The sequence below is a fragment of the Pseudomonas migulae genome, assembly GCF_024169315.1.
Taxonomy (GTDB): domain Bacteria; phylum Pseudomonadota; class Gammaproteobacteria; order Pseudomonadales; family Pseudomonadaceae; genus Aquipseudomonas; species Aquipseudomonas migulae_B.
Genome location: NZ_JALJWR010000001.1, coordinates 3,828,914 through 3,854,781 on the forward strand (window position 1 = coordinate 3,828,914; position 25,868 = coordinate 3,854,781).

At 59.3% G+C, this 25,868-nt stretch carries 23 protein-coding genes; 14 read left to right on the forward strand and 9 right to left on the reverse strand.

Going from position 1 to position 25,868, the window contains the following annotated elements; genetic code table 11:
- Nucleotides 1-40: 40 nt before the first annotated feature.
- The 3 genes from J2Y86_RS17605 to J2Y86_RS17615 are packed head-to-tail and all read left to right on the forward strand — an operon-like array spanning nucleotide 41 to nucleotide 1,809.
- Nucleotides 41-664, forward strand: a complete 624-nt coding sequence (locus tag J2Y86_RS17605) for an FMN-binding negative transcriptional regulator (protein WP_253433974.1) — start codon at nucleotides 41-43, stop codon at nucleotides 662-664.
- A 9-nt stretch (nucleotides 665-673) separates the two neighbouring features.
- Nucleotides 674-1,120: a GNAT family N-acetyltransferase gene (locus J2Y86_RS17610; protein WP_253433977.1), complete on the forward strand. Its 447-nt coding sequence runs from the start codon at nucleotides 674-676 to the stop codon at nucleotides 1,118-1,120.
- A 17-nt stretch (nucleotides 1,121-1,137) separates the two neighbouring features.
- The gene (locus tag J2Y86_RS17615) at nucleotides 1,138-1,809 is read left to right on the forward strand and encodes a GNAT family N-acetyltransferase (RefSeq protein ID WP_253433980.1); all 672 of its coding nucleotides are present in this window, start codon (nucleotides 1,138-1,140) and stop codon (nucleotides 1,807-1,809) included.
- Nucleotides 1,810-1,930: 121 nt separating this feature from the next.
- Here the strand turns inward: J2Y86_RS17615 and J2Y86_RS17620 are convergent, their stop codons facing one another.
- Complete coding sequence (locus J2Y86_RS17620) at nucleotides 1,931-2,830, reverse strand: homocysteine S-methyltransferase family protein (protein WP_253433996.1); 900 nt, start codon at nucleotides 2,828-2,830, stop codon at nucleotides 1,931-1,933.
- A gap of 113 nt (nucleotides 2,831-2,943) precedes the next feature.
- Between J2Y86_RS17620 and J2Y86_RS17625 the strand changes: the two genes are divergently transcribed.
- The 3 genes from J2Y86_RS17625 (at nucleotide 2,944) to J2Y86_RS17635 (ending at nucleotide 6,951) form a co-directional block, all read left to right on the forward strand.
- On the forward strand, nucleotides 2,944-3,765 hold the full coding sequence (locus J2Y86_RS17625; protein WP_253433999.1) for an ABC transporter substrate-binding protein: 822 nt from the start codon (nucleotides 2,944-2,946) through the stop codon (nucleotides 3,763-3,765).
- Nucleotides 3,762-4,598 carry an amino acid ABC transporter permease gene (locus J2Y86_RS17630; protein ID WP_253434004.1) on the forward strand — a complete coding sequence of 279 codons (837 nt, stop codon included), beginning with the start codon at nucleotides 3,762-3,764 and terminating at the stop codon, nucleotides 4,596-4,598. The genes J2Y86_RS17625 and J2Y86_RS17630 overlap by 4 nt, the downstream gene beginning before the upstream one ends.
- 304 nt (nucleotides 4,599-4,902) lie before the next feature.
- Nucleotides 4,903-6,951 carry an autotransporter outer membrane beta-barrel domain-containing protein gene (locus tag J2Y86_RS17635; RefSeq protein ID WP_253434007.1) on the forward strand — a complete coding sequence of 683 codons (2,049 nt, stop codon included), beginning with the start codon at nucleotides 4,903-4,905 and terminating at the stop codon, nucleotides 6,949-6,951.
- Between the two features lie 79 nt (nucleotides 6,952-7,030).
- Here the strand turns inward: J2Y86_RS17635 and oadA are convergent, their stop codons facing one another.
- Complete coding sequence (oadA, locus tag J2Y86_RS17640) at nucleotides 7,031-8,839, reverse strand: sodium-extruding oxaloacetate decarboxylase subunit alpha (protein ID WP_253434010.1); 1,809 nt, start codon at nucleotides 8,837-8,839, stop codon at nucleotides 7,031-7,033.
- Between the two features lie 11 nt (nucleotides 8,840-8,850).
- Entirely contained in the window at nucleotides 8,851-10,266 is a 1,416-nt protein-coding gene (locus J2Y86_RS17645) for an acetyl-CoA carboxylase biotin carboxylase subunit (RefSeq protein WP_150634578.1), read from the reverse strand.
- Nucleotides 10,267-10,456: 190 nt separating this feature from the next.
- Here J2Y86_RS17645 and J2Y86_RS17650 point away from each other — a divergent pair, with 190 nt between their 5' ends.
- On the forward strand, nucleotides 10,457-11,419 hold the full coding sequence (locus tag J2Y86_RS17650) for a LysR family transcriptional regulator (RefSeq protein ID WP_017341587.1): 963 nt from the start codon (nucleotides 10,457-10,459) through the stop codon (nucleotides 11,417-11,419).
- Here the strand turns inward: J2Y86_RS17650 and J2Y86_RS17655 are convergent.
- Together J2Y86_RS17655 and hexR are read right to left on the reverse strand one after the other, a co-directional pair.
- A complete protein-coding gene (locus J2Y86_RS17655) occupies nucleotides 11,361-11,570 on the reverse strand; it encodes a PA3496 family putative envelope integrity protein (RefSeq protein WP_017341588.1) in 210 nt (69 codons plus the stop codon). The genes J2Y86_RS17650 and J2Y86_RS17655 overlap by 59 nt on opposite strands.
- Before the next feature lie 196 nt (nucleotides 11,571-11,766).
- Entirely contained in the window at nucleotides 11,767-12,633 is an 867-nt protein-coding gene (gene hexR, locus J2Y86_RS17660) for a transcriptional regulator HexR (RefSeq protein ID WP_008027445.1), read from the reverse strand.
- 340 nt (nucleotides 12,634-12,973) lie between these two features.
- Between hexR and J2Y86_RS17665 the strand changes: the two genes are divergently transcribed.
- Nucleotides 12,974-13,288: a hypothetical protein gene (locus tag J2Y86_RS17665; RefSeq protein ID WP_253434014.1), complete on the forward strand. Its 315-nt coding sequence runs from the start codon at nucleotides 12,974-12,976 to the stop codon at nucleotides 13,286-13,288.
- A gap of 60 nt (nucleotides 13,289-13,348) precedes the next feature.
- On the opposite strand, the gene J2Y86_RS17670 is transcribed toward J2Y86_RS17665, so the two are convergent.
- Entirely contained in the window at nucleotides 13,349-16,216 is a 2,868-nt protein-coding gene (locus J2Y86_RS17670) for an EAL domain-containing protein (protein ID WP_253434018.1), read from the reverse strand.
- A gap of 258 nt (nucleotides 16,217-16,474) precedes the next feature.
- Between J2Y86_RS17670 and uvrD the strand changes: the two genes are divergently transcribed.
- The 3 genes from uvrD (at nucleotide 16,475) to J2Y86_RS17685 (ending at nucleotide 20,377) form a co-directional block, all read left to right on the forward strand.
- Nucleotides 16,475-18,658 carry a DNA helicase II gene (gene uvrD / locus J2Y86_RS17675; RefSeq protein WP_253434021.1) on the forward strand — a complete coding sequence of 728 codons (2,184 nt, stop codon included), beginning with the start codon at nucleotides 16,475-16,477 and terminating at the stop codon, nucleotides 18,656-18,658.
- A 303-nt stretch (nucleotides 18,659-18,961) separates the two neighbouring features.
- A complete protein-coding gene (locus J2Y86_RS17680; protein ID WP_253434024.1) occupies nucleotides 18,962-19,834 on the forward strand; it encodes a Tim44 domain-containing protein in 873 nt (290 codons plus the stop codon).
- A 135-nt stretch (nucleotides 19,835-19,969) separates the two neighbouring features.
- Nucleotides 19,970-20,377 carry an SMI1/KNR4 family protein gene (locus J2Y86_RS17685; RefSeq protein ID WP_077430996.1) on the forward strand — a complete coding sequence of 136 codons (408 nt, stop codon included), beginning with the start codon at nucleotides 19,970-19,972 and terminating at the stop codon, nucleotides 20,375-20,377.
- Between the two features lie 21 nt (nucleotides 20,378-20,398).
- Here J2Y86_RS17685 and J2Y86_RS17690 read toward each other — a convergent pair whose 3' ends face one another.
- Nucleotides 20,399-22,162, reverse strand: coding sequence for a cation:proton antiporter (locus J2Y86_RS17690; protein WP_253434028.1), 1,764 nt, complete (start codon nucleotides 22,160-22,162; stop codon nucleotides 20,399-20,401).
- 286 nt (nucleotides 22,163-22,448) lie between these two features.
- On the opposite strand from J2Y86_RS17690, the gene J2Y86_RS17695 reads away from it, so the two are divergent.
- The gene (locus J2Y86_RS17695; protein WP_010465381.1) at nucleotides 22,449-22,931 is read left to right on the forward strand and encodes an acyl-CoA thioesterase; all 483 of its coding nucleotides are present in this window, start codon (nucleotides 22,449-22,451) and stop codon (nucleotides 22,929-22,931) included.
- A gap of 145 nt (nucleotides 22,932-23,076) precedes the next feature.
- On the opposite strand, the gene pdxY is transcribed toward J2Y86_RS17695, so the two are convergent.
- Nucleotides 23,077-23,949: a pyridoxal kinase PdxY gene (gene pdxY / locus J2Y86_RS17700; RefSeq protein ID WP_253434032.1), complete on the reverse strand. Its 873-nt coding sequence runs from the start codon at nucleotides 23,947-23,949 to the stop codon at nucleotides 23,077-23,079.
- Nucleotides 23,950-24,067: 118 nt separating this feature from the next.
- Between pdxY and J2Y86_RS17705 the strand changes: the two genes are divergently transcribed.
- Nucleotides 24,068-24,481 carry a DUF3301 domain-containing protein gene (locus tag J2Y86_RS17705; RefSeq protein ID WP_253434035.1) on the forward strand — a complete coding sequence of 138 codons (414 nt, stop codon included), beginning with the start codon at nucleotides 24,068-24,070 and terminating at the stop codon, nucleotides 24,479-24,481.
- A 33-nt stretch (nucleotides 24,482-24,514) separates the two neighbouring features.
- Here J2Y86_RS17705 and J2Y86_RS17710 read toward each other — a convergent pair whose 3' ends face one another.
- Nucleotides 24,515-25,480: a CobW family GTP-binding protein gene (locus tag J2Y86_RS17710; RefSeq protein ID WP_253434039.1), complete on the reverse strand. Its 966-nt coding sequence runs from the start codon at nucleotides 25,478-25,480 to the stop codon at nucleotides 24,515-24,517.
- 27 nt (nucleotides 25,481-25,507) lie between these two features.
- On the opposite strand from J2Y86_RS17710, the gene J2Y86_RS17715 reads away from it, so the two are divergent.
- Nucleotides 25,508-25,864 carry an NADH:ubiquinone oxidoreductase gene (locus J2Y86_RS17715; protein WP_253434042.1) on the forward strand — a complete coding sequence of 119 codons (357 nt, stop codon included), beginning with the start codon at nucleotides 25,508-25,510 and terminating at the stop codon, nucleotides 25,862-25,864.
- Nucleotides 25,865-25,868 lie beyond the last annotated feature (4 nt).

The window sequence follows — 25,868 nt, forward strand, 5'->3', positions numbered from 1 at the left end:
AGCCTGCCTAGGATGGAGGCATTCGCCAAGGAGTTTTTCCATGTACAACCCCAGCGGTTTTGCCATCAAAGATTTGGATGAATTGCAGCAGCAGATACTCGGCACCCGCCTCGCCATGGTCGTGACTCACGGCGAGCAAGGTCTGCAAGCCAGTCATCTGCCACTGCTGTTGCGCCCTGAACAAGGCGCGAATGGAACCCTCTACGGCCACTTCGCCCGAGCCAATCCGCAGTGGAAAGAACTGCAGAGTGGCGCCGAAGCCCTGGTGATCTTTGCCGGTGCCGACGCTTACGTCAGCCCGGGGTTTTATCCGAGCAAAGCCGATCACGGCAAAGTGGTGCCCACCTGGAACTACGTCGCCGTCCACGCTTACGGTACGGCTGAAATATTCACCGACGCCGATCGCCTGCTCAACCTGGTCAGCGCATTGACCGACCGTCACGAAGCCGGTCGCGCCCAACCGTGGAAAGTCGCCGACGCGCCCGCCGACTACATCGACGGAATGCTCAAGGCCATCGTCGGGTTTGCCTTGCCGATCCAGCGCCTGGAAGGCAAACGGAAGCTCAGCCAGAACCGCAGCGCCGCAGACATCGCCGGCGTGCGCGAGGGGCTTGCCGCCAGCCCCGATACGCACGATCAGGCCCTCGCCCATTTGATGCGTTAAGGAACGAACATGAGTCAGATTGAAATCCGCCAGGTCACCGCCGACGATCACGCCGCCTGGCTGCCGTTGTGGCAAGCCCACCTGCGCTTCTACAACACTGAATTACCCGACGCCGTGACTGACAGCACCTGGCAACGCATGCTCGACCCGACCGAATTGACCCATTCGTCCTTGGCGTGGATCGATGGCAAAGCGGTCGGCATGGTGAACTTCATCTACCATCGCTCGAACTGGAGCATCGAAAATTCCTGCTACCTTCAAGACCTGCTGGTGGTGCCGGAAACTCGCGGCACCGGTGTTGGCCGCAAGCTGATCGAATTCGTCTACACCACCGCCAAGGCCGACGGATGCTGCAAGGTCCATTGGTTGACCCACGAAACCAACGCCACCGCGATCCAGCTCTACGAGCGCATCGCCGAACGTCCCGGTTTCATCCAGTTTCGCAAAGCCATTTAAGGTTCAAGGAGAGCAACATGTCGACTTCACTCGCCGACTGGAAAGGCGTCCCGGCACCGTCCGTTCAAACCATTGAAGGACGCTTCATCCGCCTGGAAAAACTCGACCCGGCGCGCCACGCCGATGGCTTGTGGAAAGCCCTGCAAGGCCCCGGCTCCGACCCGAAGCTTTGGGATTACTTGCCTTACGGTCCATTCCCGGAACGCAGCGCATTCAACGACTGGCTGAACAACCACGCGGCCAACAGCGATCCGTATTTCTTCAGTGTGATCGACCGGGCCAGCGGCGACGTGCAAGGCATCCTCAGTCTGATGTCGATCGTTCCGTCCCAGGGCCGCATCGAAATCGGCCATGTCACCTTCGGCGCACCGATGCAGCGCTCGCCGAAAAGTACCGAAGCGGTTTATCTGCTGGCCAAGGAGTCGTTTGCACTGGGTTACCGACGCCTGGAGTGGAAATGCAACAACGGCAACGCCCGCTCCAAGTACGCAGCGGAGCGGCTGGGGTTCAGTTTTGAAGGGGTGTTCCGCCAGCACATGGTGGTTAAAGGTCAGAACCGGGATACCGCCTGGTATTCGATTCTGGATTCGGAATGGCCGGTGGTTGGCGCGGGATTTGAGCGCTGGTTAAGCGATGAGAATCAGGCGGGATCGGGGCAGGTGAAAACGTTGGCGGAGTGTCGCGGGTAAATTAGCGGCGCTCTTTCGGACGCCATCGCGGGCAAGCCCGCTCCCACATTGGATCGGGCTGATCACAAATATTGTGGCCGACCCAAAAACCCTGTGGGAGCGAGCCTGCTCGCGATTGGCTTCACGCCAACTTCTGCGCCAGCACCGCAATATGCTCCGGCCCGATCCCGCAGCAGCCACCCAAATGGCTCGCTCCACGCTTCTGCCAATCAGCCGCCCAATGCAGATAACCCGGCGGATCAAGGTCTTCGCGCAACGGGCACAGACCATCATTGGCCGTCGCCTCTTTCGGTTGCGGCGGGAACGCATTGGCGTAGGCGCCGATGTGAATCTTCACCCGCAAACGCTCGAAGGTTTCCCGCGCCGCATCAATCGCCGCACCGATTACTTCCGGCTGACTGCAGTTGAACAGCAACGTCTCGACGCCCAGTTCAGCAGCGACCGCTGCGGCTTCAGCCACAGGTTCACCGGAGCGTAAACGTGGCACTTCGTCCGTGTCTTCATCCTTCAAGGTGAATGACAGCCAGAACGGTTTGCCGTCCTTCGGCAGACCGGCGTGAATCGCTCGCGCCTCAACGATCGAGCTTTGGGTTTCCGCCAGCCACAGGTCGATATGAGGCGCCAGGCCATCGACCAGCGGCGTCAGCAGTTCGGTCACCCGGGTCGCGTCGAACAAATCCGGACGATAGGAACCGAACAATGGCGGCAATGAACCCGCCACGCGTACCGGTTTGCCCGCAGCCTCGACTGCACGCCGCGCCAACTCCCCGGCCAACGCCGCGAGGGCCTGGCCTTCAGCAGCAAAGCGCTCCTCGCCAATGTGGAAGGGCACCAGCGCATAGCTGTTGCTGGTGATCACATTTGCACCGCTTTCGATATAAGCCGCGTGCACCGCCTCCACGGCCCGCGGCGCTTCGATCAAGGCTAACGCCGACCATTCGGGCTGCCTGAACGGTGCACCGCGGCGTTGCAATTCACGACCCATGCCGCCATCCAGAATCACTGTGCTTCCTGCGCCCATATGCTTTTCACTCATATGCTTATGAAAATAACTCACTACCGTGGTCGTTCTTATAACTATTTAATACGCACCATCCGGTTAATAACAACCATTTTTTTATCAGGGACCGAACCGTGAAAATTCAGCCGCTACTGGCCTTGGGCCTGACGATTCTGGCTGCCTCCACCCAGGCTTTTGCTGGTGCCACGCTGGACCGCATCGAGCAAAAGAAAGAACTGGTGGGCGTGTTGATGGAAAGCTATCCACCCTTCTCGTTCCTCAATGATCAGAACCAGCTCGACGGTTTCGACGTTGATGTCGCCAAAGCCGTGGCGGACAAACTCGGCGTCAAACTGCGCCTCGAAACCCCGTCCTGGGATGTGATCGCCGCCGGCCACTGGAGCGGGCGCTACGACATCTGCATTTGCTCCATGACCCCGAGCAAGGCCCGCGCCGAAGTCTTCGACTTCCCGGTCGAGTACTACGCCTCACCAGCGGTGATCGTGGTCAACGCCAAGGACAACAGCATCCACAGCGCCAAGGACCTGAGCGGCAAGAAAGTCGGACTTACCAGTGCTTCCAGCTACGAAAGCTACCTGAACAAGAACCTGGTGATCGAAGGCGCCGAAGACACGCCCTTGCAGTACCCGTTTGAAAACGTGCAGATCGCCCCGTACGACACCGACAACGTGGCGTTTCAGGACCTGGGCTTGGGCGCGGGCGTGCGACTGGATGCGGTCCTCACCAACCTCGTCACCGCGCAGCCGCGCCTGACCGAAGACAAACGCTTCAAGCTCGCCGGCGAAGCGCTGTACTCGGAACCAAACTCGGTGGCCATCGAAAAAGGCGATGCCCAATGGGACGCCAAGGTGCGTGACGTCTTCGCGCAATTGAAACAGGACGGCACCCTGAGCAAGCTCTCGCAAAAATGGATCGGCGCCGACATCAGCCAATGACCTCTTTCCCAAACCTTCCTCAGCCGCCACAACCGGTGGCTGAGTCCCGGCTGCAACGGATCTTCGGTTTTCGCACGCGGCTGTACCTGACTTGGGCCGCAATGCTGGTGTTGTTCGCCAGTTTCTTCCTGAGCTTCGACCTGAAGTTCTCGATCATCCTCGACAAACTGCCCAACCTGATCGGCCTGCACCTCGCGCCGAACGGCTTCGTGCAAGGCGCAGCGCTGACGCTGTTTTTGTGCCTGTGCTCCATCGTCGCGTCGTCGCTGCTCGGTTTCATCACCGCCATCGCGCGGCTGTCGAAAAGCGCCGTAGCCTTCGGCATTGCGAGTTTCTACGCCTCGTTCTTTCGCGGCACACCGCTGCTGATCCAGATCCTGCTGATCTACCTTGGTCTGCCGCAACTCGGCATCGTGCCCGGCGCCATTGTCGCCGGCATCATCGCCCTGTCGCTAAACTACGGCGCGTACCTGAGCGAGATCTTCCGCGCCGGCATCCTCGGCGTCCCCCACGGCCAACGCGAAGCCTCGATGGCCCTGGGCATGCGCGAAACCGTGATCTTCTGGCGCGTCACCTTGCCGCAAGCCATGCGCACCATCATCCCGCCGACCACCAATCAATTCATCTCGATGCTCAAGGATTCGTCACTGATCTCGGTGATGGGGGTGTGGGAAGTGATGTTTCTGGCGCAGTCGTATGGACGGTCGAGCTATCGCTATATCGAAATGCTGACGACCGCGGCGGTGATTTACTGGGTGATGTCGATTGGGCTGGAGCTGATTCAGGCGAGGATGGAGCGGCATTATGGGAAGGCGTATTTGAGTCGAAACTAGGGAAAGATTGCAGCTTTCGAACACACGCAACCCTTGTAGGAGCCGGCTTGCTGGCGATGGCGATGGCGATTCAAGGACGCCATCGCCGGCAAGCCGGCTCCTACATGAGCTCTCTGACATTCACTGCGAATTTCTGTAAGAAAAAGCGCCTCAGCAAAACCGATAAATACAGCCTCATCCATTCAGCTGTTCTTTTTCCGTGCAACCATCCGACGCCGCCTGCATCACTGCCGGAAGCAGCCGACATCGGCGCCTGTACCCTCCCTTTTAGAGTTTGGTCTCCTGTCAACAGAGGCCAAAATCAATGCCCGTTCAACACAAATACCGACCAAAACATCTCGCCTTGGCCATAGCGCTCGCCTTGGGTTGCGCTGAGTTTTCGATTGCCGACGACAGCACTGCCGCTACATCTGCAGCACCGGTCGCTACGCCGGAAGAACTGATTAGCACCCTCGACGCTTTCATTAGCGCCACCGACACTCATCCGTCTTCAATCAAGAAGGCATCTGAGTGGAACGACCTGAACCTGGACGAGCGCAATGATTTAGTCTCGGTACTGACTAAAGGGGTTTTCAAGAAGCCAGTGGATGGAGGCACGGGCGAAAACGTCCTGCAACTGAATGCAGCTAAAGGCGGCTCTGTGGCTGAAACCCGGAACTTCAAGGCGCTGGACGTCAAACAGGGTGACTGGACTGTCGCTGGGCCGGGGGACTTCGACATCGGCGCGCTGGTGCGTCCCGGTGCAACGCTCATCAACACCGGACATATAAAGGGCAGCGCAATTACACAAGGTACCTTGGTCAACAGCGGCTCGATCGGCGAATGGGTCGAGGTAGAAGAACCTGGCACCTTCAGCGGAAGCGGTCGCGTGGGTGCGCTGAACGTACGCGGTGAACTGGCTGTAAATCGCCTGCACGGCGCTCCTGTCATTGCGGGAAATATGACCCTGTCCAACACAGCCGTTCTGTCCTATGAAGTAAACGCCGATGGCCGTGGCGAAACGATCAAGGTCGATGGCACTGCCAACCTTGGTGATGCAACGCTGAAAGTCGTTGCGGTTGGGGATTTCCCACAAACCAGCCAGTACACCGTCATTGAGGCCGGCACAGTCGAAGGCCGCTTCGGCCAAATCGAAAACAACCTCACATTCATGACCCCTACCTTGCAGTACGACGAAAAGACGGTCGGCCTGACCTACGCTCGCAACGGTGTATCCGTTCAGGACGTAGCGCTCGACGAAAACGGACGTGAACTCGGTCGAAGTATTGAAAGAACCGCGGCCAGCACCACGGCACAAACACCCTTCACTACTGGAAATGCTGCGATCGATGCTCTGCTCGGTTCCGACCTTGAAACAGCCGAAATCGCCATCGAACAATTAACCGGCTACAGCACCGCCAATCTCGCCAAAGTAACCCTTAACAGCGATGCCCCAGTCAGCGCCAGCATGCTTTCCGCCATGCGTCAGCTGGATAGCGCCTACGGCAAATCAGGCAGGCGAAACAACGTTCCTCGCCTGGCGGCGGGCAACGAAGACAACGGCAGAGTCTGGTTGCAAGCACTGGGGCACGGCGGAAAACTGGATCGCGACTTTGACGCACTGCAGCATTCCACCACTGGCCTGTTGATGGGCGCTGACTGGGGAATTGACGAAGAATGGCGCCTGGGTGTAATGGGTGGTAAATCCCAGACGAGTATGGATGGCAGGCTACTTGACGGTGCTCTCGACAGTTGGCACCTGGGCGCCTATGCCCTGCGTCAAAACGGCCCGATGTCACTTCGCTTGGGCGCAACACACAGCAGCCACGATGGCAGCACCAAACGTCAGATAGCCTTCAACGGTTTCAGCGATCGCCCCAAAGGGCGGTACGACGCCAATACGCAGCAAGTCTTCGCAGAAGCGGGTTACAACCTTGGCCGTGACGTCTACAGCATCGAACCGTTCGCCAGCCTCGGCTATCAACGCTACCAGCGTGGCAGCTACACGGAAAAAGGCGGGGATGCTTCGCTGCAAGTCCAAGGACAAACGCGGAACAACATCTACAGCACATTCGGTCTGCGTGTGGCCAAGCTCAACACTCTGGATAACGGCATGCAATTGACCCCGCGTTTCAGTGCTGGCTGGAAACACACTTATGGTGAGCTCAACAGCTACTCTCGCCAGAAACTGGCAACCGAGGACACCCGGTACACCGTTGAAGGTGCCGCGCTGGATCGTAACAGTGTGACGCTGGACGCGGGACTCGATCTGTCTCTATCGAAGCGGCAGACATTGGGCGTTGGAGTCACCGGTGAAATGGGTACCGACAGCCGAAACCATGGCATCACCGGCCAGTGGCGAATGACCTTCTAACCGCAAAAACTCCGGGCGAAAAAAAAAAGGGGAGCACATGCCCCCCCGAGGTTTAAAGCGTTGTATCGAGGCTGTTAACTCAGCCTTCGATCTCGATTAGGATTTCGCCCGGATTCACCCGGTCGCCCTTGGCGACGTGGATGGCGGTGACCTTGCCGGCGATGGCTGCCTGGACTTCGGTTTCCATCTTCATCGCTTCGGTGATCAGTACGGCCTGGCCGGCTTTGACGGTGTCGCCTTCCTTGACCAACACGTCGACGATGTTGCCCGGCATGGTGGTGCTGACGTGGCCCGGTGCAGTGGCTTGCTTGCGCTTGCTACTGCCGCCGCTGACGAATTCGTTGAGCGGTTCGAACACCACTTCTTCCGGCATGCCGTCGATGGACAGGTAGAAGTGACGCTTGCCCTCAGCCTTGACGCCGACACCGGTGATGTCGACGCGGTAGGTTTCACCGTGAACGTCGATGACGAATTCGGTTGGCACGCCTTCACCGCCGGCAGAGGCCACGCCGCCCGCCTCGGGAATCGGCAACAGCACTTCCGGAATGAGCGTGCCGGCTGCGCGTTCTTCGAGGAATTTGCGACCGATGTCCGGGAACATGGCGTAGGTCAGCACGTCTTCTTCAGACTTGGCCACGGCGCCGATTTCGGCACGCAACTTGGTCATTTCCGGCTTGAGCAAATCGGCCGGGCGGACGTCGATCACTTCTTCGCTGCCGATCGCCTGGCGACGCAGTTTTTCGTTAACGGTGCCCGGCGCTTTGCCGTAGCCGCCTTGCAGGTAAAGCTTCACTTCGTTGGTGATGGTCTTGTAGCGCTCGCCGGCCAGCACGTTGAAGAACGCCTGGGTGCCGACGATCTGCGAGGTCGGGGTCACCAGCGGCGGGAAGCCGAGGTCTTCGCGAACGCGCGGGATTTCCGCGAGCACTTCGCCCATGCGGTTCAGCGCGCCCTGCTCTTTCAGCTGGTTGGCCAGGTTGGAAATCATCCCGCCCGGCACCTGGTTGACTTGAACGCGGGTGTCGACGGCGGTGAACTCGCTTTCGAACTGGTGGTATTTTTTGCGCACGGCGTAGAAGTACAGACCGATCTCTTGCAGCAATTCCAGGTTCAGGCCAGTGTCGAACTCGCTGCCTTTAAGGGCGGCGACCATCGACTCGGTGCCAGGGTGGCTGGTGCCCGAGGCGAAGCTGGAAATCGCAGTATCGATATGGTCGGCGCCGTTTTCGATGGCCTTGAGTTGGCACATCGTAGCCAGGCCCGCCGTGTCGTGGGAATGGATGAAGACCGGCAGCGACTGTTCGGACTTCAACGCCTTGACCAGTTCGCCAGTGGCATACGGAGTCAGCAAGCCAGCCATGTCCTTGATCGCGACCGAGTCGCAACCCATCGCTTCCATTTGCTTGGCCTGGGCCACGAACGCGTCGATGGTGTGCACCGGGCTGGTGGTGTACGCGATGGTGCCTTGAGCGTGTTTGCCGGCGGCCTTTACCGCTTCAATGGCCGTACGCAAGTTCCGCACGTCGTTCATCGCATCGAAGATACGGAACACGTCGATGCCGTTGACCGCGGCCTTGGCGACGAAGGCCTTCACCACGTCGTCGCTGTAGTGGCGGTAGCCCAGCAGGTTCTGGCCACGCAAGAGCATTTGCAGACGCGTGTTAGGCAACGCCGCGCGCAGTTGGCGCAGACGCTCCCACGGGTCTTCTTTCAGAAAGCGTACGCAGGCGTCGAACGTTGCGCCGCCCCAGCATTCCAGCGACCAGTAGCCGACTTTGTCGAGCTTGTCGCAGATCGGCAGCATGTCTTCGGTGCGCATGCGGGTGGCGAGCAGCGATTGGTGGGCGTCGCGCAGGATTGTGTCGGTAACGTGGATTTTCTTGCTCATTGTTCTATTCCTCACAGGCCTGCGTGGGCGGCGATGGCGGCGGCGATGGCCAGGGCCAGCTCTTCGGGTTTGCGCTTGATCGAGTAGTTGGTCAGTTCAGGGTGGCTTTCAACGAAGCTGGTATTGAACTGGCCGCTACGGAATTCCGGGTTGCGCAGAATTTCCTGGTAGTACGCGGCGGTGGTCTTGACCCCTTGCAGACGCATGTCGTCGAGGGCGCGCAAGCCACGGTCCATCGCCTCTTCCCAGGTCAGCGCCCAGACCACCAGTTTCAGACACATGGAATCGTAGAACGGCGGAATGGTGTAGCCGGTATAGATCGCTGTGTCGGTACGCACGCCGGGGCCGCCGGGCGCGTAGTAACGGGTGATCTTGCCGAAGCTCGGCAGGAAGTTGTTTTTCGGGTCTTCGGCGTTGATCCGGAACTGCAGTGCGAAACCACGGTGCTGAATGTCTTCCTGTTTCACCGAAAGCGGCAGGCCGGACGCGATGCGGATCTGCTCACGCACAATGTCGATGCCGGTGATTTCTTCGGTGATGGTGTGTTCCACCTGCACCCGGGTGTTCATCTCCATGAAGTACACCTCGCCCTCGGCGAGCAGGAACTCCACGGTGCCGGCGTTCTCGTAACCTACCGCCTTGGCCGCACGCACAGACAGATCGCCGATGTAGGCGCGCTGTTCCGGGGTCAACTGTGGGCTCGGGGCGATCTCGATGAGTTTCTGGTTGCGGCGCTGGATCGAGCAGTCACGCTCGAACAGGTGCACCACGTTGCCGAAGCTGTCGCCGAGGATCTGCGCTTCGATGTGCTTCGGATTGACGATGCATTTTTCCAGGAACACTTCCGCCGAACCGAACGCCTTGGTGGCTTCGGAGATCACGCGGGGGAATGCCTGTTCGAGTTCTTCCCGGCTGTCGCAGCGGCGGATACCACGGCCACCGCCACCGGAAGTCGCCTTGAGCATCACCGGATAACCGATGCGGTCGCCTTCGATCAACGCTTCCGCGATATCCGCAACGTTGCCTTCGGTCCCCGGAGTGACGGGTACGCCAGCCTTGATCATGCTGCGGCGGGCTTCAGTCTTGTCGCCCATGCGGCGAATCACTTCAGCCGATGGACCGATGAACTTGATGCCGCGCTCTGCACAGATATCTGCCAGTTCAGCGTTTTCCGAGAGGAAACCGTAGCCGGGATGCAACGCATCACAACCGGTTTCCACGGCCAGATTCACCAGTTTGCGCGCATTCAGATAACCGGCCAAAGGCTCGGCACCGATGCTGTGGGCTTCGTCCGCGCGCTTCACATGCAAGGCATGGCGGTCGGCGTCGGAGTAGATCGCGACCGAGCGAATGCCCATCTCGGCGCAGGCACGCACGATTCGTACGGCAATCTCACCACGGTTGGCGATCAGGATCTTTGTTATCACTTGGAGTTTCCCTTGAGCCGGTGGTACCCACGACCTGCTAGACCAGGTCGACGCGTGACCAAATGTTTCAATTCAGTCGCGACCCCACACTAGCCCCCGTAAGGGATTAACAAAAATGATTAATTATTGGGTCAGGCATAAGTAAAGACTTATAGTTGAGGCATCAGCCTGCGGCGGGAGCTTTCACATAATGCGTAAGTCATTGATGCGTATGACATTGCGTCAATTGCAGATCTTCAATGAGGTCTGTGATTTGCGATCCTACAGCCGCGCGGCGGACGAAATGTCGCTCACACAACCTGCCGTGAGCCTGCAGATTCGTCAACTTGAGGAGCTGATTGGTCAGCCGCTGTTCGATTACGTCGGCAAAAAACTCTACATGACGGAAGCTGCGGAAGCGCTTCAGCGTGCCAGCCGGGACATTTTCGGGCGCCTGGAAAACCTCGACATGCAGCTGTCGGACATGCAGGGATCACTGCAGGGCCAGTTGAAACTGGCGGTGGAGTCCAGCGCCAAGTATTTCGTGCCGCACCTGTTTGCCGCGTTCAAACGCCAGCATCCGGAAGTGAACCTGCAACTGACGGTGGTCAACCGCGGACAAGTGATTCGGCGCCTCTCCGACAATCGCGACGACCTGGTGATCATGTCCATGGTGCCGCAGGACATGGGGCTGGAGTTTCTGCCGTTCCTCAACAACCCGATCGTTGCCGTGGCGCCACCGGATCATCCGCTGTGCCACATGGGGCCGCTGCGCCTGCAGGACCTTGAGCCTTACACCCTGTTGCTGCGCGAACCCGGCTCGGGAACGCGACTGGCGTGTGAAGAGTATTTCAAGGAAAAACGCGTGCACTTCAACCAGACCCAGGAGGTCGCATCAGCCGAGGCTCAACGTGAATGTGTGCTGGCGGGTCTGGGCGTCGCGCTGTTGACGCGCCACGCCCTGAACCTTGAATTGGCGACCGGCGGCTTGATCGAATTACCGGTCGAGGAACTGCCGCTGTTTCGCAGCTGGTGCCTGGTGCAGGCCAAGGCCAAACGGCTGTCGCCGGTGGCCCACGCATTCCTTGCGTTTATCCGCAGCGAACGGGTGCAGATCAGCGCCCTGGTTGAGCGTTTCGACGGGAAGTTGCGGGCGCTGCCTGCCAGTAATTGAGTTCCAGATCGGGAAAATCGCCGATCTCGGCCAGCAACTGGCGGCGTTCGCAGCGATCTTCGATGGCGCGGCGAAATTCCATGCGGCGCTGGTCTTCTTGCTGACGACGGGTTTTGACGGCGCTGTTGCGTTCTTCGTAGGGCTGGGCCATTTCGAGTCTCCCAAGGCGATTACGGGAGTTACAGGATGGGCGCGGGGGATGACGGTTTGGCGGCTTGCGGGTTACAGACAGATGAAAGTTGTCGTATTTGAGGACGCCTTCGCGGGCAAGCCTCGCTCCTGCAAGAACCGCTTAACCTGTAGGAGCGAGGCTTGCCCGCGAAGGCTTTCTCAAGCCAAACGACGAATCAATCGTCGAGGGCTTTCACCGACTTGGGCGACAGCCGCAAGCTGCGAAGGCTGCGTTTGACGCTCTTGAGGTGATTGACCAGGCTCGGCCCGCGCGCCATGGCCACGCCCATCGCCAACACGTCGATCACCACCAGGTGGGCGATGCGCGAGGTCAGCGGCGTATAGATTTCAGTGTCTTCGTGCACATCGATCGCGAGATTGACGGTCGACAGCTCAGCCAACGGCGTCTGGCTCGGGCACAAAGTAATCAGCGAGGCACCGCTTTCGCGCACCAGGTTGGCCGTGATCAACAGGTCTTTGGAACGGCCGGACTGGGAAATGCAGATCGCCACGTCGGTCGGCTTCAACGTGACCGCCGACATCGCCTGCATGTGCGGGTCAGAATACGCCGCGGCCGTCAGCAGCAAGCGGAAGAATTTGTGCTGGGCATCCGCCGCCACGGCACCCGAGGCGCCAAAGCCATAAAACTCGACACGCTGAGCCTGGGACATCAGCGACACCGCGCGCTGCAACTCCACCGGATCGAGCTTCTCGCGAACCTCCATCAGAGTGTGCAGGGTGGTGTCGAAAATTTTCAGGCTGTAGTCGGCGACCGAATCGTCTTCATGGATCGCAAACTGGCCGAAGCTCGCACCCGCCGCGAGGCTCTGCGCCAGCTTCAATTTCAGATCCTGGAACCCGGAACAACCAATGGCACGACAGAACCGCACGATGGTCGGCTCGCTGATGCCCACGCTGTGGGCCAGGTCGGCCATGGAACTGTGCATCACCGCCGCTGGATCAAGCAGCACGTGGTCGGCGACCTTCAGCTCCGACTTGCGTAACAGGTGGCGTGACTGGGCGATGTGTTGCAGCAGATTCAAGGGGCTGGACTCTTCGTTATTGGCAGGTGCCGGGGATGTAGCGCGCTTGTAGTTATACTACATGAATTGGCTTTTTGCCTGCTCAATGCGTAACCGAATCCCTCGTTTTCAGGCGTGCGCGGTCCATGTAGCACTCATTGTCAGAGCTTCAACGCTCGTAAAGCTGACAACGCCCCTTGGTCGACCCCACTCGAAGTTCTCGAACTTAATTGTTAGAACAACAAAAAATCAAACACTCAAACTTACAAATACAACCAACAAACTTCTTTTAAAAACAACTTCGGTTAGTTACTTTGATTGTGCAGGACGCAATCAAACTTAATTACAGGAGTTACACACTATGACCATTAAAACCAAAGACTGGACCGCACAAATCGACCGCATGCCTGGCGCAGCTTCTTTCCGCACCTTTGGCACCGTAACCGTTGCACACACAGGCATTATCCCTAAACTGGTGATGACTGAGCTGCAGGATAAATCCTTTGATCTGCGACTTGAGTTGGTTCTTGAAAACTCCAACGAAGTTTCGTTGCAAGTTGAAACAGACAAAGTTGTCGAATATAAAGTCCTGGGTGACTCTTATGTTTCAGGCGTGAGCATCTTCTATAAAGGTGAAAAAATTCACCACATCGATGAAGTTCTGATTACAAACTAAGTCCATAAATGCCTTCCCGCCACTTTGCGTAGCGGGAAGGCCTGATTGAGCGACGCATTCTCAGTGGTCGGATTGCGCGCGCAGCAGGTCCGCCAACCCACCCGCTTCTATCGGGCGACTGATCAGATATCCCTGCACTTCATCACAGCGCTCAGCCTGCAAAAACTCGAGCTGCTCCGGCCGCTCCACCCCTTCCGCGACCACCTTCAACGACAACCCGTGAGCCATCGCAATGATCGCCCGGGTAATCGCCGCATCCACACTGCCCTCCCCCAGACCGCGGATAAACGCCTGATCGATCTTCACGTAATCCACCGGAATACGCTTGAGGTAACTCAGGGACGAATACCCGGTGCCGAAATCGTCGATGGCCAGTTTCACCCCAAGATCACGCAACTGCTGAAACGTCGCGATGATGTGCTCAACGCTGTCCAGCAACTGGCTTTCCGTGAGTTCCAGTTCGAGGTAGTGCGGCGCCAGGCCGGTTTCCTCCAACACCTGACGCACCAGGCTGACCAGCTTGCCCTGCCGTAACTGATGCACCGACAAATTGACCGACACCCGAATCGGTTCCAGCCCCTGACGCTGCCATTCACAGGCCTGCCAGCATGCCTGGCGCAACACGAACTCGCCGATCGGGCCGATCAGTCCGGTTTCCTCGGCCAGCCCGATGAAGTCCGACGGCGACACGTTGCCCATGGTCGGGTGTTCCCAGCGCACCAAGGCCTCCGCGGCATTCAGCCGGCCCGTGGCGAGGCAGAGTTTGGGTTGGTAAAACACCTTCAACTGCTTCTCTTCGATGGCTTTACGCAACTGATTTTCCAGCTGCAGGCGCTCGAGCGTGCTGGCTTGCAGGCTGTCGGTGTAGAACTGGAAGTTGTTGCCGCCCAGGTGCTTGGCATGTTGCATGGCCATGTTCGACTGACTCACCAGCGCAGAAATTTCCCGCGCGTTGTCCGGCAACATGCTGATACCCATGGACGCGCTGACCACCAACTCATGTCCTTCGACGTTCACCGGCACACGCAATTTGGTCGACAGGCGCGTCGCCACTCGCGCCAGACTTGAGAGGCTGCCGTAAGCATCGAACAACACCGCGAACTCATCGCCGGACAATCGCGCAATGGTGTCCGCTTCCGGCAGTGCATTGACCAGCCGCCGGGCCATCTTCTGCAACAGCTGGTCGGCGATTTCATGGCCAAGGCTGTCGTTGAGCAACTTGAAGCGGTCCAGGTTGATGTGCAGCAACGCCAGACTGCGTCCGCCCTGACGCACGCGCTGATGGGCCTCGCGCAAGCGCTCGCGGAACAACGAACGGTTGGCCAGGCCGGTCAGTTCATCGTAGTGAGTCAGGTAGCGCATGCGTTCTTCGGATTCGCGCCGCGCCGATAGATCGGCGAAGAAGCCGACGATATGGCTGACGTTCCCCCGCGTATCGCGCACGGCGTTCAATTGCAGCCATTGCGGATACAGTTCGCCGTTTTTGCGGGTTTCCACCAGTTCGCCCTGCCAACTGCCGTGTTGCTCCAGGGCCTGGTGAATCGACCCGTAGTGGCGGCGGGCGTCGCGACTGCACGGCAACTCCACCACATTGCGTCCGAGCATGTCGTCGATGTCATAGCCCGTTAAGCGGCTGAACGCCTGGTTGACTGCGATGAGGGCGTAATTCGGATCGAAAATCATGATGCCTTCGCTGGCCGCCTCGAACACCGTCGCCGCCAGTTGCTGCTGCGCTTCCAGGCTCTTGCTGGCACTGATGTCGCGCCGAGTGCCGACCATGCGGATCACCCGGCCGCTTTCGCTGCGCTCAACCGCTCGTCCGCGGTCCTCGATCCAGACCCAATGACCATCGCCATGGCGCACGCGGTATTCAATCTGATAGTCCTCGCTGCGGCCCTTCAAATGCTCGACCAGCGCGCGTTTCAGCGATGGCAAATCGTCGGGATGCAGGCGCGGCTTGAGGTGACGCAGCATGGCCGTGACGAATTCCGGCTCCAGGCCGAACAATTCCTGAATATGGGTGTGATGGACTTCGTCGGTTTGCAGGTTCCAGTCCCAAAGCCCCAGCTCACTGGCCTTCAAGGCCAGCGCCAGGCGCGCCTCGCTTTTGCTCAGGGCCTGGTTGGCCGCGTCCAGCTCCAGGCTGCGCTGGGCGACGCGACTTTCAAGGCCGATCTGAATTTCGCGCAACTCGTCTTCAGCACGGCGGCGCTGGTCGATCTCCTTGGCCAGTTCGTGGTTCAGCTGGTCGCTACGGCTTTGGGCCTGCTGCAGGTGTTCGATCAGGGCCTGATTCTGGAAACGTCGCAGCAACCCGCGATCAATCAGCCGATTGACCTGCCAGGCGACCACGCTCAACGCCCCCAGCAAGATCAGCCCGAACCAGCCCCAGCCCTGCTCCTGCGGGTCGCCGCCCCAGAATAAATAGGCGATGGCGGGCAACAGACAGGGCAAGGTAAAGGATAGAAACGCCGGCAGACTGACCGCGTAGGCCACACTAGCCGAGAGGGCTGCCGCGCCAATCAGGCCGAACACCCAGGCTTGCTGGATGAAATTGTCGGCGGGCACCAGGGCGATGCCGGCGCCGGCCAGCGTCAAACCGGTCATGGCTGAGCCGAGCAAAAACATGCGACGCCAGACCGGATGCGCCTGGCGATGGGGAATGGCCGAATCGAATGCCGCGACCTGGATCACCCGCAATGCCACCAGCGACAGCAGCCATATCAGCCAGACGCTGACCAGGAAGTAGCGCTGCGGACTCCAGAGCAATCCCGCGCACACCAGGCCATTGATCAGCATGAACAGCGTCGGCAGCAGCGAGCCCTGATAAAGCAGACGCGTGCGCTCGACCGCCATTTCCATGGCGTACTGTTTGCGGATAACCCGGGGCTCCACAGTAGGGCCCGACAGGTCGGAGCTGAGGGTCATAGGCAATGTTCTTGTTCTTATAATGATGAGCATGAGCCCGAAACGTGGACGGAGCATACACAAGCCAATGCCCTTACCAAACTGCTCCAGATCATAATTTCTACAAAAGCCCGAAGCCCTTTTACCCCCTGAAAACGCTGGAAGCGAGCCCCGTCAACGCTTGCAGCCAGTGACCGACCGGTCGTCCTGAGCTTATCTTTCATCGGCTAAAGCAAAGCGGGGTTTGCCCGGTGTGTCTCGGCCCCCTAGAATGCCCCGATGCGCGATGATCTCTCCCTTCTGCTGAACTCCCTCAACGATGCCCAACGCCAGGCCGTAGCTGCCTCCGTGGGTCGTCAGTTGGTCCTGGCCGGTGCTGGTTCCGGTAAAACCCGAGTGCTGGTGCACCGTATCGCCTGGTTGATCCAGGTCGAAAGCGCCTCGCCCCACTCGATCCTGTCGGTGACGTTCACCAACAAGGCTGCTGCCGAGATGCGTCATCGCATCGAGCAGCTGATGGGTATCAACCCGGCCGGCATGTGGGTCGGCACCTTCCACGGCCTGGCGCACCGCTTGCTGCGGGCGCACTGGCAGGAAGCCGGCCTGAGCCAGACCTTCCAGATTCTCGACAGCGACGACCAGCAACGGTTGGTTAAACGCGTGATCCGCGAACTGGGCCTCGACGAGCAACGCTGGCCGGCCCGTCAGGCCCAGTGGTTCATCAACGGGCAGAAAGACGAAGGTCTGCGCCCGCAACACATTCAAGCCAGCGGCGATCTGTTCCTGGCGACCATGCGCAGCATTTATGAAGCCTATGAGGCCGCGTGCCTGCGCGCTGGCGTCATCGACTTCTCCGAACTGCTGCTGCGTGCCCTCGATCTGTGGCGCGATCACCCAGGCCTGCTGGCGCACTATCAGAAGCGCTTCCGGCACATTCTGGTGGACGAGTTCCAGGACACCAACGCCGTGCAGTACGCCTGGTTGCGCTTGCTGGCCAAGGGTGGCGACAGCCTGATGGTGGTCGGCGACGACGATCAGTCGATCTACGGCTGGCGCGGCGCGAAAATCGAGAACATCTATCAGTACTCCGACGACTTCCCGGACGCCGAGACCATCCGCCTGGAGCAGAACTACCGCTCCACTGCCGGGATCCTCAAGGCCGCCAACGCCCTGATCGCCAACAACACCGGGCGCATGGGCAAAGAGCTGTGGACCGATGGCGGCGAAGGCGAAGCGATCAATCTGTACGCGGCGTTCAACGAACACGACGAAGCACGCTATGTGGTGGAAACCATCGAAAGCGCGCTGAAAACCGGCCTGGCTCGCAGCGATATCGCGATTTTGTACCGTTCGAACGCCCAATCGCGCGTTTTGGAAGAAGCCTTGCTGCGCGAGCGCATTCCGTACCGCATCTATGGCGGTCAGCGCTTCTTCGAGCGGGCTGAAATCAAGAACGCCATGGCCTACCTGCGTTTGCTGGAAGGCCGTGGCAACGATGCAGCGCTGGAGCGGGTGATCAACGTTCCGGCCCGTGGCATAGGCGAGAAAACCGTCGAAGCGATTCGCGACCATGCGCGCCACAGCGATGTGTCGATGTGGGAAGCGATGCGCCTGCTGGTCGCGAACAAAGGGCTGACCGGTCGTGCCGCCGGTGCGCTTGGCGCGTTTATCGAGCTGATCGAGAACCTCGCCGCCAAGTGCATGGAAATGCCCCTGCACCTGATGACCCAGACCGTCATTGAGCAGTCCGGACTGATTGCCTATCACGAAGCGGAAAAAGGCGAGAAAGGCCAGGCACGGGTAGAAAACCTTGAGGAACTGGTCAGCGCCGCACGCAACTTCGAAAACTCGGAAGAGGATGAAGACCTGACGCCACTGGCGGCGTTCCTCGGTCATGCATCGCTGGAAGCAGGCGATACTCAGGCCGACGAGCACGAAGACAGCATTCAGTTGATGACCTTGCACAGCGCCAAAGGCCTGGAATTCCCTTATGTGTTCCTGGTGGGCATGGAAGAAGGTCTGTTCCCGCACAAGATGAGCCTGGAAGAGCCGGGACGTCTTGAGGAAGAACGGCGTCTGGCTTATGTCGGCATCACCCGCGCCATGCAGAACCTGGTGATGACTTACGCGGAAACCCGACGTCTGTATGGCAGCGAAACCTACAACAAGGTGTCGCGTTTCGTCCGTGAAGTGCCGAAAGGCCTGATCCAGGAAGTGCGGCTGTCCAACAGCGTCAGCCGTCCGTTCGGTGGTGGTCAGCAGCAGAGTTCCAGCAGTCTGTTTGGCGGCAGCGAGATTCCGGACACCGGATTCAGCCTCGGCCAGGCCGTACGGCATTCGGTGTTTGGCGACGGCGTGATCTTGAACTTCGAAGGCGCCGGGGCTCAGGCTCGGGTGCAGGTGAACTTCAGCGAAGGCAGCAAGTGGCTGATGCTCGGCTACGCGAAGCTGGAAGCGATCTAAGGGCCACAGAGGTCCAATGTGGGGCTTGCTCGCGAATGCGGTGGATCAGTCGATATCACTTGGACTGACGCACCGCATTCGCGAGCAAGCCCGCTCCCACAGTTTGACTGCGCGCTGTCGATGAATATCTTTCCTACCGAACTTATCCACTCGTCCTACAGACCAAACTTAACAGGCCTTATTGCGCTGACTGAAGCTGAACGCAACCTGTCAGGCAAAAGCCCGAAACACTCTGCCGCTAGCCAGTAACACTTCAGCTGTGCAACATGGCGCGCGTGCCTTCCACAAATGGGAATTCCCTTTATGAAACGTTTTCTTAGCATCGCCATGGCGTTGTGCATCGGCCTGACGATGAGCCTCGACGCCAACGCCAAGCGCTTTGGTGGCGGCAAGAGCTCCGGCGCTGCGCCGACTCACCAGACCAGCCAAATGGCTCCTTCTTCTGCTGCAGGTGGCGCTGCTGCCACTGCGGGCGCGGCCGGTGCCGCTGGCGCTGCCGCCAAGGCCGGCGGTGCTTCGCGCTGGCTCGGCCCTCTGGCCGGCATCGCTGCCGGTGGCTTGTTGGCCTCCATGTTCATGGGCGGCGGCTTCCAGGGCATGCAGATCTTCGACATCCTGATCATGGCGGTCATCGCCTTCCTGGTCTTCCGTTTCATCGCCGCTCGTCGTCGCAAGCAGCAGGAGCACCTGGCACCCGCCGGCGCGCCGATGCAGCGTGAAGTGTTCGAGCAGAAGCCTGCAGCCATGGGTTCGATCTTCGGCGGTTCGGCCGCACCGGTTGCCGCTCGTCCGGTGATCAATGCGCCAGCCTGGTTCAATGAAAAGAACTTCATTGAAGCGGCCCGCAACCACTTCCAGTCCCTGCAGCAACACTGGGACGCCAACGAAATGGACAAGATCTCCGAGTTCGTGACCCCGCAACTGCTCGAGTTCCTCAAGCGCGAACGTGCCGACCTGGGCGAAGGTTTCCAGTCCACCTACATTGATAACCTCAATGTTCAACTGGACGGCGTCGATGATCGTGCCGACAAGACCATCGCCACCCTGACCTTCAGCGGCGTGTCGAAGACTTCGCGTTTCGACCAGGGCGAAGTGTTCAGCGAAAGCTGGAACATGGAACGTCCGCAGGGCGAAAACCAGCCTTGGCTGGTCGCTGGTATCCGCCAGAACGGTTGAACCGACCCGCGTTAAATGTGTCGCAACAAAACCCCGGCCTCGGCCGGGGTTTTCTATTTCGCGGTTGCATCTATAGCGAGCTACTGTATAAACCGCCCCAACTAAACCGCGCCATCAAGCAAGAGGATCCCGGACGTGGAAGAAATCATCGAACAACTGCGTGAAGCCAACGAACCGGTACCGGTCCCCTTGGAGTTGCCCGACGAAGACCTGCTGGTCGAAATCGAAGAACAACTGTTCATCGACATCCCGTTTGTCTTCAGAGAATTTTTGCTGACCGTCAGCGACGTGGTCTACGGCAGCCTGGAGCCAGTAACTGTCACCGATCCGCAATCCCACACCTACCTGCCGGACGTTGCCGCCAACGCCTGGGATGCCGGCGTTGATCGCAGCATGATCCCGATCTGCCAGGACGGTGACGATTACTACCTGGTCGAAGAAGACGGCACCGTGGTGCTGTGGCAGGCCGAGGAAGAACTGATCGCCGAAGAAACCTGGGAATCGGTATGGCACTGGGCACGGGACGTCTGGCTGGAAAGCTGAGCCGTCTGACGCGCCGCGTGGTCAATGCCCGGACGATTCCTTGTGGTTGTCCAGGGTTTCCAGCAAGGCCACCTGCATCCGCGTGTGCACGCGGATGAACCAGCGCCAGAGCAGCGCTGCCACGGCGGCCGCGACCACGACAATCAGCACCAGCAACTTGTTGGTCGGCAGAATACTGGCCGACAAGGCTGCCAACAGCAGGAAGATCACCAGCAGCGAAAGGATCGGGATCACTTCGGCGATCACCCGGCGTACTCGCTGCGTGTGGCGGCCGGCCACCTCCGGTTTCACGCCCATCTCCGCCAACAGCATCGACAGCGCCTTGAGCTTGCGATAGGCCGCGATCAGGAACGGCAGCGACAACAGCAACGCCCCGCCCCAGATCAACGCTTTCTGCCAACTCGGGTCGCTGATCCAGTCTTGCAGGTAAGCGGACATCCGCTCGGCGAAGTAAGCCCCCGAGAAGAAGATCGCAATCACCAGCGCCAGATTGACTCCCACCTGCAACAGAATCCGCCGGATCATCGACGCCAGTAGCGCGCCTTCGCCCTGAGGCTGGATGCTGCGCAGCCACTCGCCATACATCCCCAGCACGCGCCCCACCCTCTGCGGCATCACGGCAGCCAGTTTGATCGACAGCGGGTCAGCAGCGCGGATCAGATAGGGCGTCAGCAGCGTGGTAATCACCGACACCGCCACGGCGACCGGATAGAGGAAATTGCTGGTGACCTGCAGGGTCATGCCCAACGCCGCGATGATGAAAGAGAATTCGCCAATCTGCGAAAGCCCCATCCCCACGCGCAGGGAGGTGCGTCCGTCATTGCCGGCGATAAAGGCGCCGAGACCGCAGGACAATATCTTGCCGAGTACGACCGCCACGGTTATTACCGCGATCGGCCACGCATACTGCAGCAAAATCATCGGATCGAGCATCAGCCCGATGGCAACGAAGAAGATCGCGCTGAACAGATCACGAACCGGCTCGATCAAGCGTTCAATCTTCAGCAACTGCCGGGATTCCGCCATGATCGCGCCGATCAGGAACGCGCCAAGCACCATGCTGTATTCGAGCTTGACCACCAACAGACAGAAGCCGAAACACAGGCCCAGCACAGTGATCAACAGCATTTCGTTGCTTTCGAATTTGGCCACGTAGGCCAGCAGCCGCGGCACCAGCAAAATTCCGATGACCAGCGCGACGATCATGAACAACGACAGCTTGCCGACCGTGGAAAACACTTCGCCGGAACTGACCGTGCCGCTGACCGCGATGCTCGATAGCAAGGCGATGATGCCGATGCCGAGGATGTCCTCGACGATCAGCACACCGAAGATCAGCTGCGCAAAGCGCTCGTTCTTCATCTTCAGGTCGTTGAGTGCCTTGACGATGATGGTGGTCGAGGAGATTGCGAGGATCGCGCCGAGGAACAGCGAGTCCATGGTGTTCCAGCCGAACCAGCTACCGATTTCGTAGCCGATCCAGATCATCAGCACGATTTCCAGGAACGCCGCAATAAACGCTGTGGCGCCGACCTTGAACAGTTTGCGCAGGCTGAACTCCAGGCCCAGGCAGAACATCAGGAAAATCACCCCGAGCTCGGCAAGGGTCTTGATCGTTTCTTCGTCGTGGATAAGGCCGAACGGCGGCGTGTGCGGACCGATGATGAAACCGGCGACGATATAGCCAAGGACCACGGGTTGTTTGAAGCGATGAAACAGCACCGTCACCACACCTGCGACCAACATGATCACTGCCAGATCCTGAATAAAACTGATGGCATGCATGGTGTGGGCTCCTTGGGTGACATTGCTCACGCGCCAGACGCGGGAAAGGTCTGAGCGAGCAGAGTGAAAATTCCGCTTTCCGCGTAGGAATTGCCCTTAGTGGTGGGCTTTTGAAGGGTAACACCGCGACTTCCAGCAGAAAGGCGGTGCAATATATGGAAACAGATCGATCCGGCGTGACGGCGACCACCCACCCGGCGTCCCGATAACTGTGGTTTGAAAAAAACCGATCAGGCACCCGCAGAGGTGCACTCCTCCGAAACCTGCCTTGAACCGTGAGAACGCTATGGAACCCGGAAACGCCCAGCTGTCGATGACGGTATTGATGACCCCCGACATGGCCAACTTCTCTGGCAATGTCCACGGCGGCACATTGCTCAAGTATCTCGACGAAGTCGCCTATGCCTGCGCAAGCCGATATGCCGGCCGCTACGTGGTGACCCTGTCGGTGGATCAGGTGATTTTTCGCGAGCCGATTCATGTCGGCGAACTGGTGACCTTTCTGGCGTCGGTCAATTACACCGGCAACACCTCCATGGAGGTGGGCATCAAGGTGGTGACCGAAAACATCCGCGAGCGCTCGGTGCGTCACACCAACAGCTGTTTCTTCACCATGGTGGCGGTAGACGACGATCGCAAACCGGCTGCCGTCCCGCCTTTGCAACCGCAGAACAGTGAGGACAAACGCCGCTTCATGCAGGCCCAGCAGCGTCGTCAGATTCGGCAGGAACTGGAAAAGCGTTATCAGGAGATCAAGGGCGACGCCTGAGCTGGCCAGACAGTTTTATGGTGGTCTTTAGATAGCTTTCGCGAGCAAGCCCGCTCCCACATTTGATCTCCGTCGTACACAAAATTTGTTCACGAGAGATCCAGTGTGGGAGCGGGCTTGCTCGCGAATGGATTCAACGCCGAACTCAAAGACTGATCGCCGTCGCCTCAAACCGCACCCGCGGATGCGCAATCCGGTCCTGTGCCCGCACCAACTCCAGCTCATAGCTGGCGCACGCCTGGGTTTCCAGCAGCACCTCGTGCACTGCCGACGCCGCGAATTCGAATGCCGCCACCAGGCTGTCACCCAGCAGTACACGCGCCAGAAACAGCCCGGAGGTCAGGTCGCCAACGCCCACTGGCTGACGCGGAAACGCCAGCATTGGACGTCGCAGGTGCCAGCTGCCTTCACTCGTCACCAGCAACATCTCAAACACATCCTCCGGCTTGCCGGGATAGGCCAGGTGCTTGACCAGCACCGCTTTCGGGCCCCGCGCCAGCAATGCTCGCGCCATGGCCAGACAATCGAACAGCGACTGCGGCTTGCGCCCTGAGAAGCTGTCCAGTTCCAACTGGTTCGGGCACATGAAATCCGCCACGGCAGCCGCTTCTTCCAGCAGGAAATCGCTGACTTCCGCCGGCACGCTGCAACCCTTTTCCGGATGGCCCATCACCGGGTCGCACAGGTACAGCGCCTTTGGATTCATCGCCTTGATCTGCGCCACACCCGTCAGAATCGCCCGGCCCTGGGCTGCACTGCCGAGGTAACCGGACAAAATGGCATCGCAATTACCCAACTCGCCAATCGCTGCAATGCCTTCGACCAGTTCGGGAATCTGGTGTGGCGACAGCACCTCGCCCGTCCACTGCCCGTATTGGGTGTGGTTGGAGAACTGCACGGTATTGAGCGGCCAGACGTTCACCCCGACCCGCTGCATCGGGAAAACCGCGGCGCTGTTGCCAGCGTGGCCGAACACCACGTGGGACTGAATGGCGAGCAGATGGGGCGTACGTTTCATGCGGTGAGTTCCGTAAAACGATTGAAATTCGAGCCGCGCAGTATGCGACTAAACGCAGCCTGTACGACAGACCGGCGACACAGTTAAGCTGGCACTATCTTGTTGGAGCACCCTGTTGATGCTGACCCTCGGAAATATCTTCGTGCTGATGCTGCTCGCCACCGCTGGCGCGTGGCTGTGGCACAACCATGGCTTGCGCGAGCGCGCGCTGGAACGGGTCAAGCAGCATTGCGGCAAGCTCGGGGTCGAGTTGCTGGACGGCAACGTGGCGTTGAAAAAAATTGCATTCCTCAAGGATGCCAATGGTCGGCGACGTCTGGCCCGTGTGTATAACTTCGAATTCACGGTGACCGGCGAAACCCGCCACAACGGCACCATCACCCAGTTCGGCGCCCACAGCGCGCAGATCGAACTGGCCCCCTACCCGATGCCCTTCGATGACACGCCTCCGGTGGTCGACGTGACCAAGCCACGGGCAGAAGTGATTGAGCTTAGTCAGTGGCGGCAAGAACACACCAAATGGCGCCCATAAATCAAAAGATCGCAGGCTGCGATCTTTTGAGCTTTAGTTCGTCCGACAGTCGGCCAAACCTCTTTGCAGCGACTCAATATCCTGCGGCTCAGTAAAAATCAGCTCGATCCGCGAATCGCGGCGCCATTCGCTGGGCTGCCACTCCAATGCCGAGTTATCCAGTGCATTCGCCGAAACCCAACCCTCGACGCTGTGAATAACCAGCTTCGCTCGCCGCCAGGCAAGGCGTTCAAGCCACCGGCCAACACGCGCTGAATCGAACATCTGGCTCGGATGCCAGCGCCAGCCGATGCTCCAGCCGTCGTCCTGTTCCTGGCTCAGGCAAATCGGCAACGCGGGATCGGTCCAGACGGCTGGCAACTGCGCCGCTCCTTTGGGTGCAATGAAGTTATCCACACCCGCCACAGCCTGCACCTCAAGACCAGGTAACTCTTTCAACGGAAGAATGGCTTGCTGCGTCCAGTACAAAGGACGTGATGGCAACTGCGCGACGACTCGCTGCCGATCACCCGCCTCGAGATTTTCAGACTTGTTCAACAGCAACAAACCTGCGCTGTTCAACGCCTCTTGCTGGGTTGCCGGCAGCGATTTGCCAGCGGCGAGCGCCTGGGCATCCAGCACCAACACGCAGGGCTGAACCGCCAGTACGCCGACCCAAGGCGCTTCATTCAGCTGCTTGAGCAACTGCGCGGGATGGCCGAGCCCTGACGGCTCGATAAACAACCGATCCGGCCGTGCCTTGCGCAGCAAACGCCCGAGGCCGATCTGAAACGGCGCACCATTGACACAACACAAGCAGCCCCCGGCCACCTCACCCAGTGCGATACCATCGGCGTCTCGGGTCAGCAGCGCCGCGTCGATACCGATCTGGCCGAACTCGTTGATCAGCACCGCCCAACGCTCATTCGCCGGCCGCTGGGCCAGCAGGTGCTTGATCAAACTGGTCTTGCCTGCGCCCAATGGGCCAGCAATGACGTGAGTGGGAATGTTCTGCAACATGGTCGGTGTTTTCTGAGGAGGTAAAGGATGCGGTTGATTGGCTTGACGTTGCTCTTGGCGTTGGTTTGCGGCGAAGCGCTGGCCCAGGCGTGTGTGGTACATAGCACGGCTGAGCGACTGGACGTGAAAGTCTGTCAGCAGAACCGAAACATCCCGGAAAAACTCTTCGCCGATGGCTTCTGTCAGCCGAACCTTCCTGGCCAGAAAGTCGACGTGCAATACGTCGACCAATGCCCCGGTGGCGCATTCGGCGTGTGCAGCAACGCTCAAGTCGCCAATATGCCTTACCGGCAGGATATTCACTATTACGGCGTGGCCACCGACGCGGCGTACCTGAAGCCGTTTTGCGAAGGCCAGAGCCAGGGCAACTGGCTCAAGCCTTGATCCG

Bases quoted from the DNA above. Each gene is read 5' to 3' on its own strand.
- J2Y86_RS17605 (WP_253433974.1), top strand. From the start codon at position 41: ATGTACAACCCCAGCGGTTTTGCCATCAAAGATTTGGATGAATTGCAG.
- J2Y86_RS17610 (WP_253433977.1), top strand. From the start codon at position 674: ATGAGTCAGATTGAAATCCGCCAGGTCACCGCCGACGATCACGCCGCC.
- J2Y86_RS17615 (WP_253433980.1), top strand. From the start codon at position 1,138: ATGTCGACTTCACTCGCCGACTGGAAAGGCGTCCCGGCACCGTCCGTT.
- J2Y86_RS17620 (WP_253433996.1), bottom strand. From the start codon at position 2,830: ATGGGCGCAGGAAGCACAGTGATTCTGGATGGCGGCATGGGTCGTGAA.
- J2Y86_RS17630 (WP_253434004.1), top strand. From the start codon at position 3,762: ATGACCTCTTTCCCAAACCTTCCTCAGCCGCCACAACCGGTGGCTGAG.
- J2Y86_RS17635 (WP_253434007.1), top strand. From the start codon at position 4,903: ATGCCCGTTCAACACAAATACCGACCAAAACATCTCGCCTTGGCCATA.
- oadA (WP_253434010.1), bottom strand. From the start codon at position 8,839: ATGAGCAAGAAAATCCACGTTACCGACACAATCCTGCGCGACGCCCAC.
- J2Y86_RS17650 (WP_017341587.1), top strand. From the start codon at position 10,457: ATGCGTAAGTCATTGATGCGTATGACATTGCGTCAATTGCAGATCTTC.
- J2Y86_RS17655 (WP_017341588.1), bottom strand. From the start codon at position 11,570: ATGGCCCAGCCCTACGAAGAACGCAACAGCGCCGTCAAAACCCGTCGT.
- J2Y86_RS17665 (WP_253434014.1), top strand. From the start codon at position 12,974: ATGACCATTAAAACCAAAGACTGGACCGCACAAATCGACCGCATGCCT.
- J2Y86_RS17670 (WP_253434018.1), bottom strand. From the start codon at position 16,216: ATGACCCTCAGCTCCGACCTGTCGGGCCCTACTGTGGAGCCCCGGGTT.
- uvrD (WP_253434021.1), top strand. From the start codon at position 16,475: ATGCGCGATGATCTCTCCCTTCTGCTGAACTCCCTCAACGATGCCCAA.
- J2Y86_RS17680 (WP_253434024.1), top strand. From the start codon at position 18,962: ATGAAACGTTTTCTTAGCATCGCCATGGCGTTGTGCATCGGCCTGACG.
- J2Y86_RS17690 (WP_253434028.1), bottom strand. From the start codon at position 22,162: ATGCATGCCATCAGTTTTATTCAGGATCTGGCAGTGATCATGTTGGTC.
- J2Y86_RS17695 (WP_010465381.1), top strand. From the start codon at position 22,449: ATGGAACCCGGAAACGCCCAGCTGTCGATGACGGTATTGATGACCCCC.
- pdxY (WP_253434032.1), bottom strand. From the start codon at position 23,949: ATGAAACGTACGCCCCATCTGCTCGCCATTCAGTCCCACGTGGTGTTC.
- J2Y86_RS17705 (WP_253434035.1), top strand. From the start codon at position 24,068: ATGCTGACCCTCGGAAATATCTTCGTGCTGATGCTGCTCGCCACCGCT.
- J2Y86_RS17710 (WP_253434039.1), bottom strand. From the start codon at position 25,480: ATGTTGCAGAACATTCCCACTCACGTCATTGCTGGCCCATTGGGCGCA.
- J2Y86_RS17715 (WP_253434042.1), top strand. From the start codon at position 25,508: ATGCGGTTGATTGGCTTGACGTTGCTCTTGGCGTTGGTTTGCGGCGAA.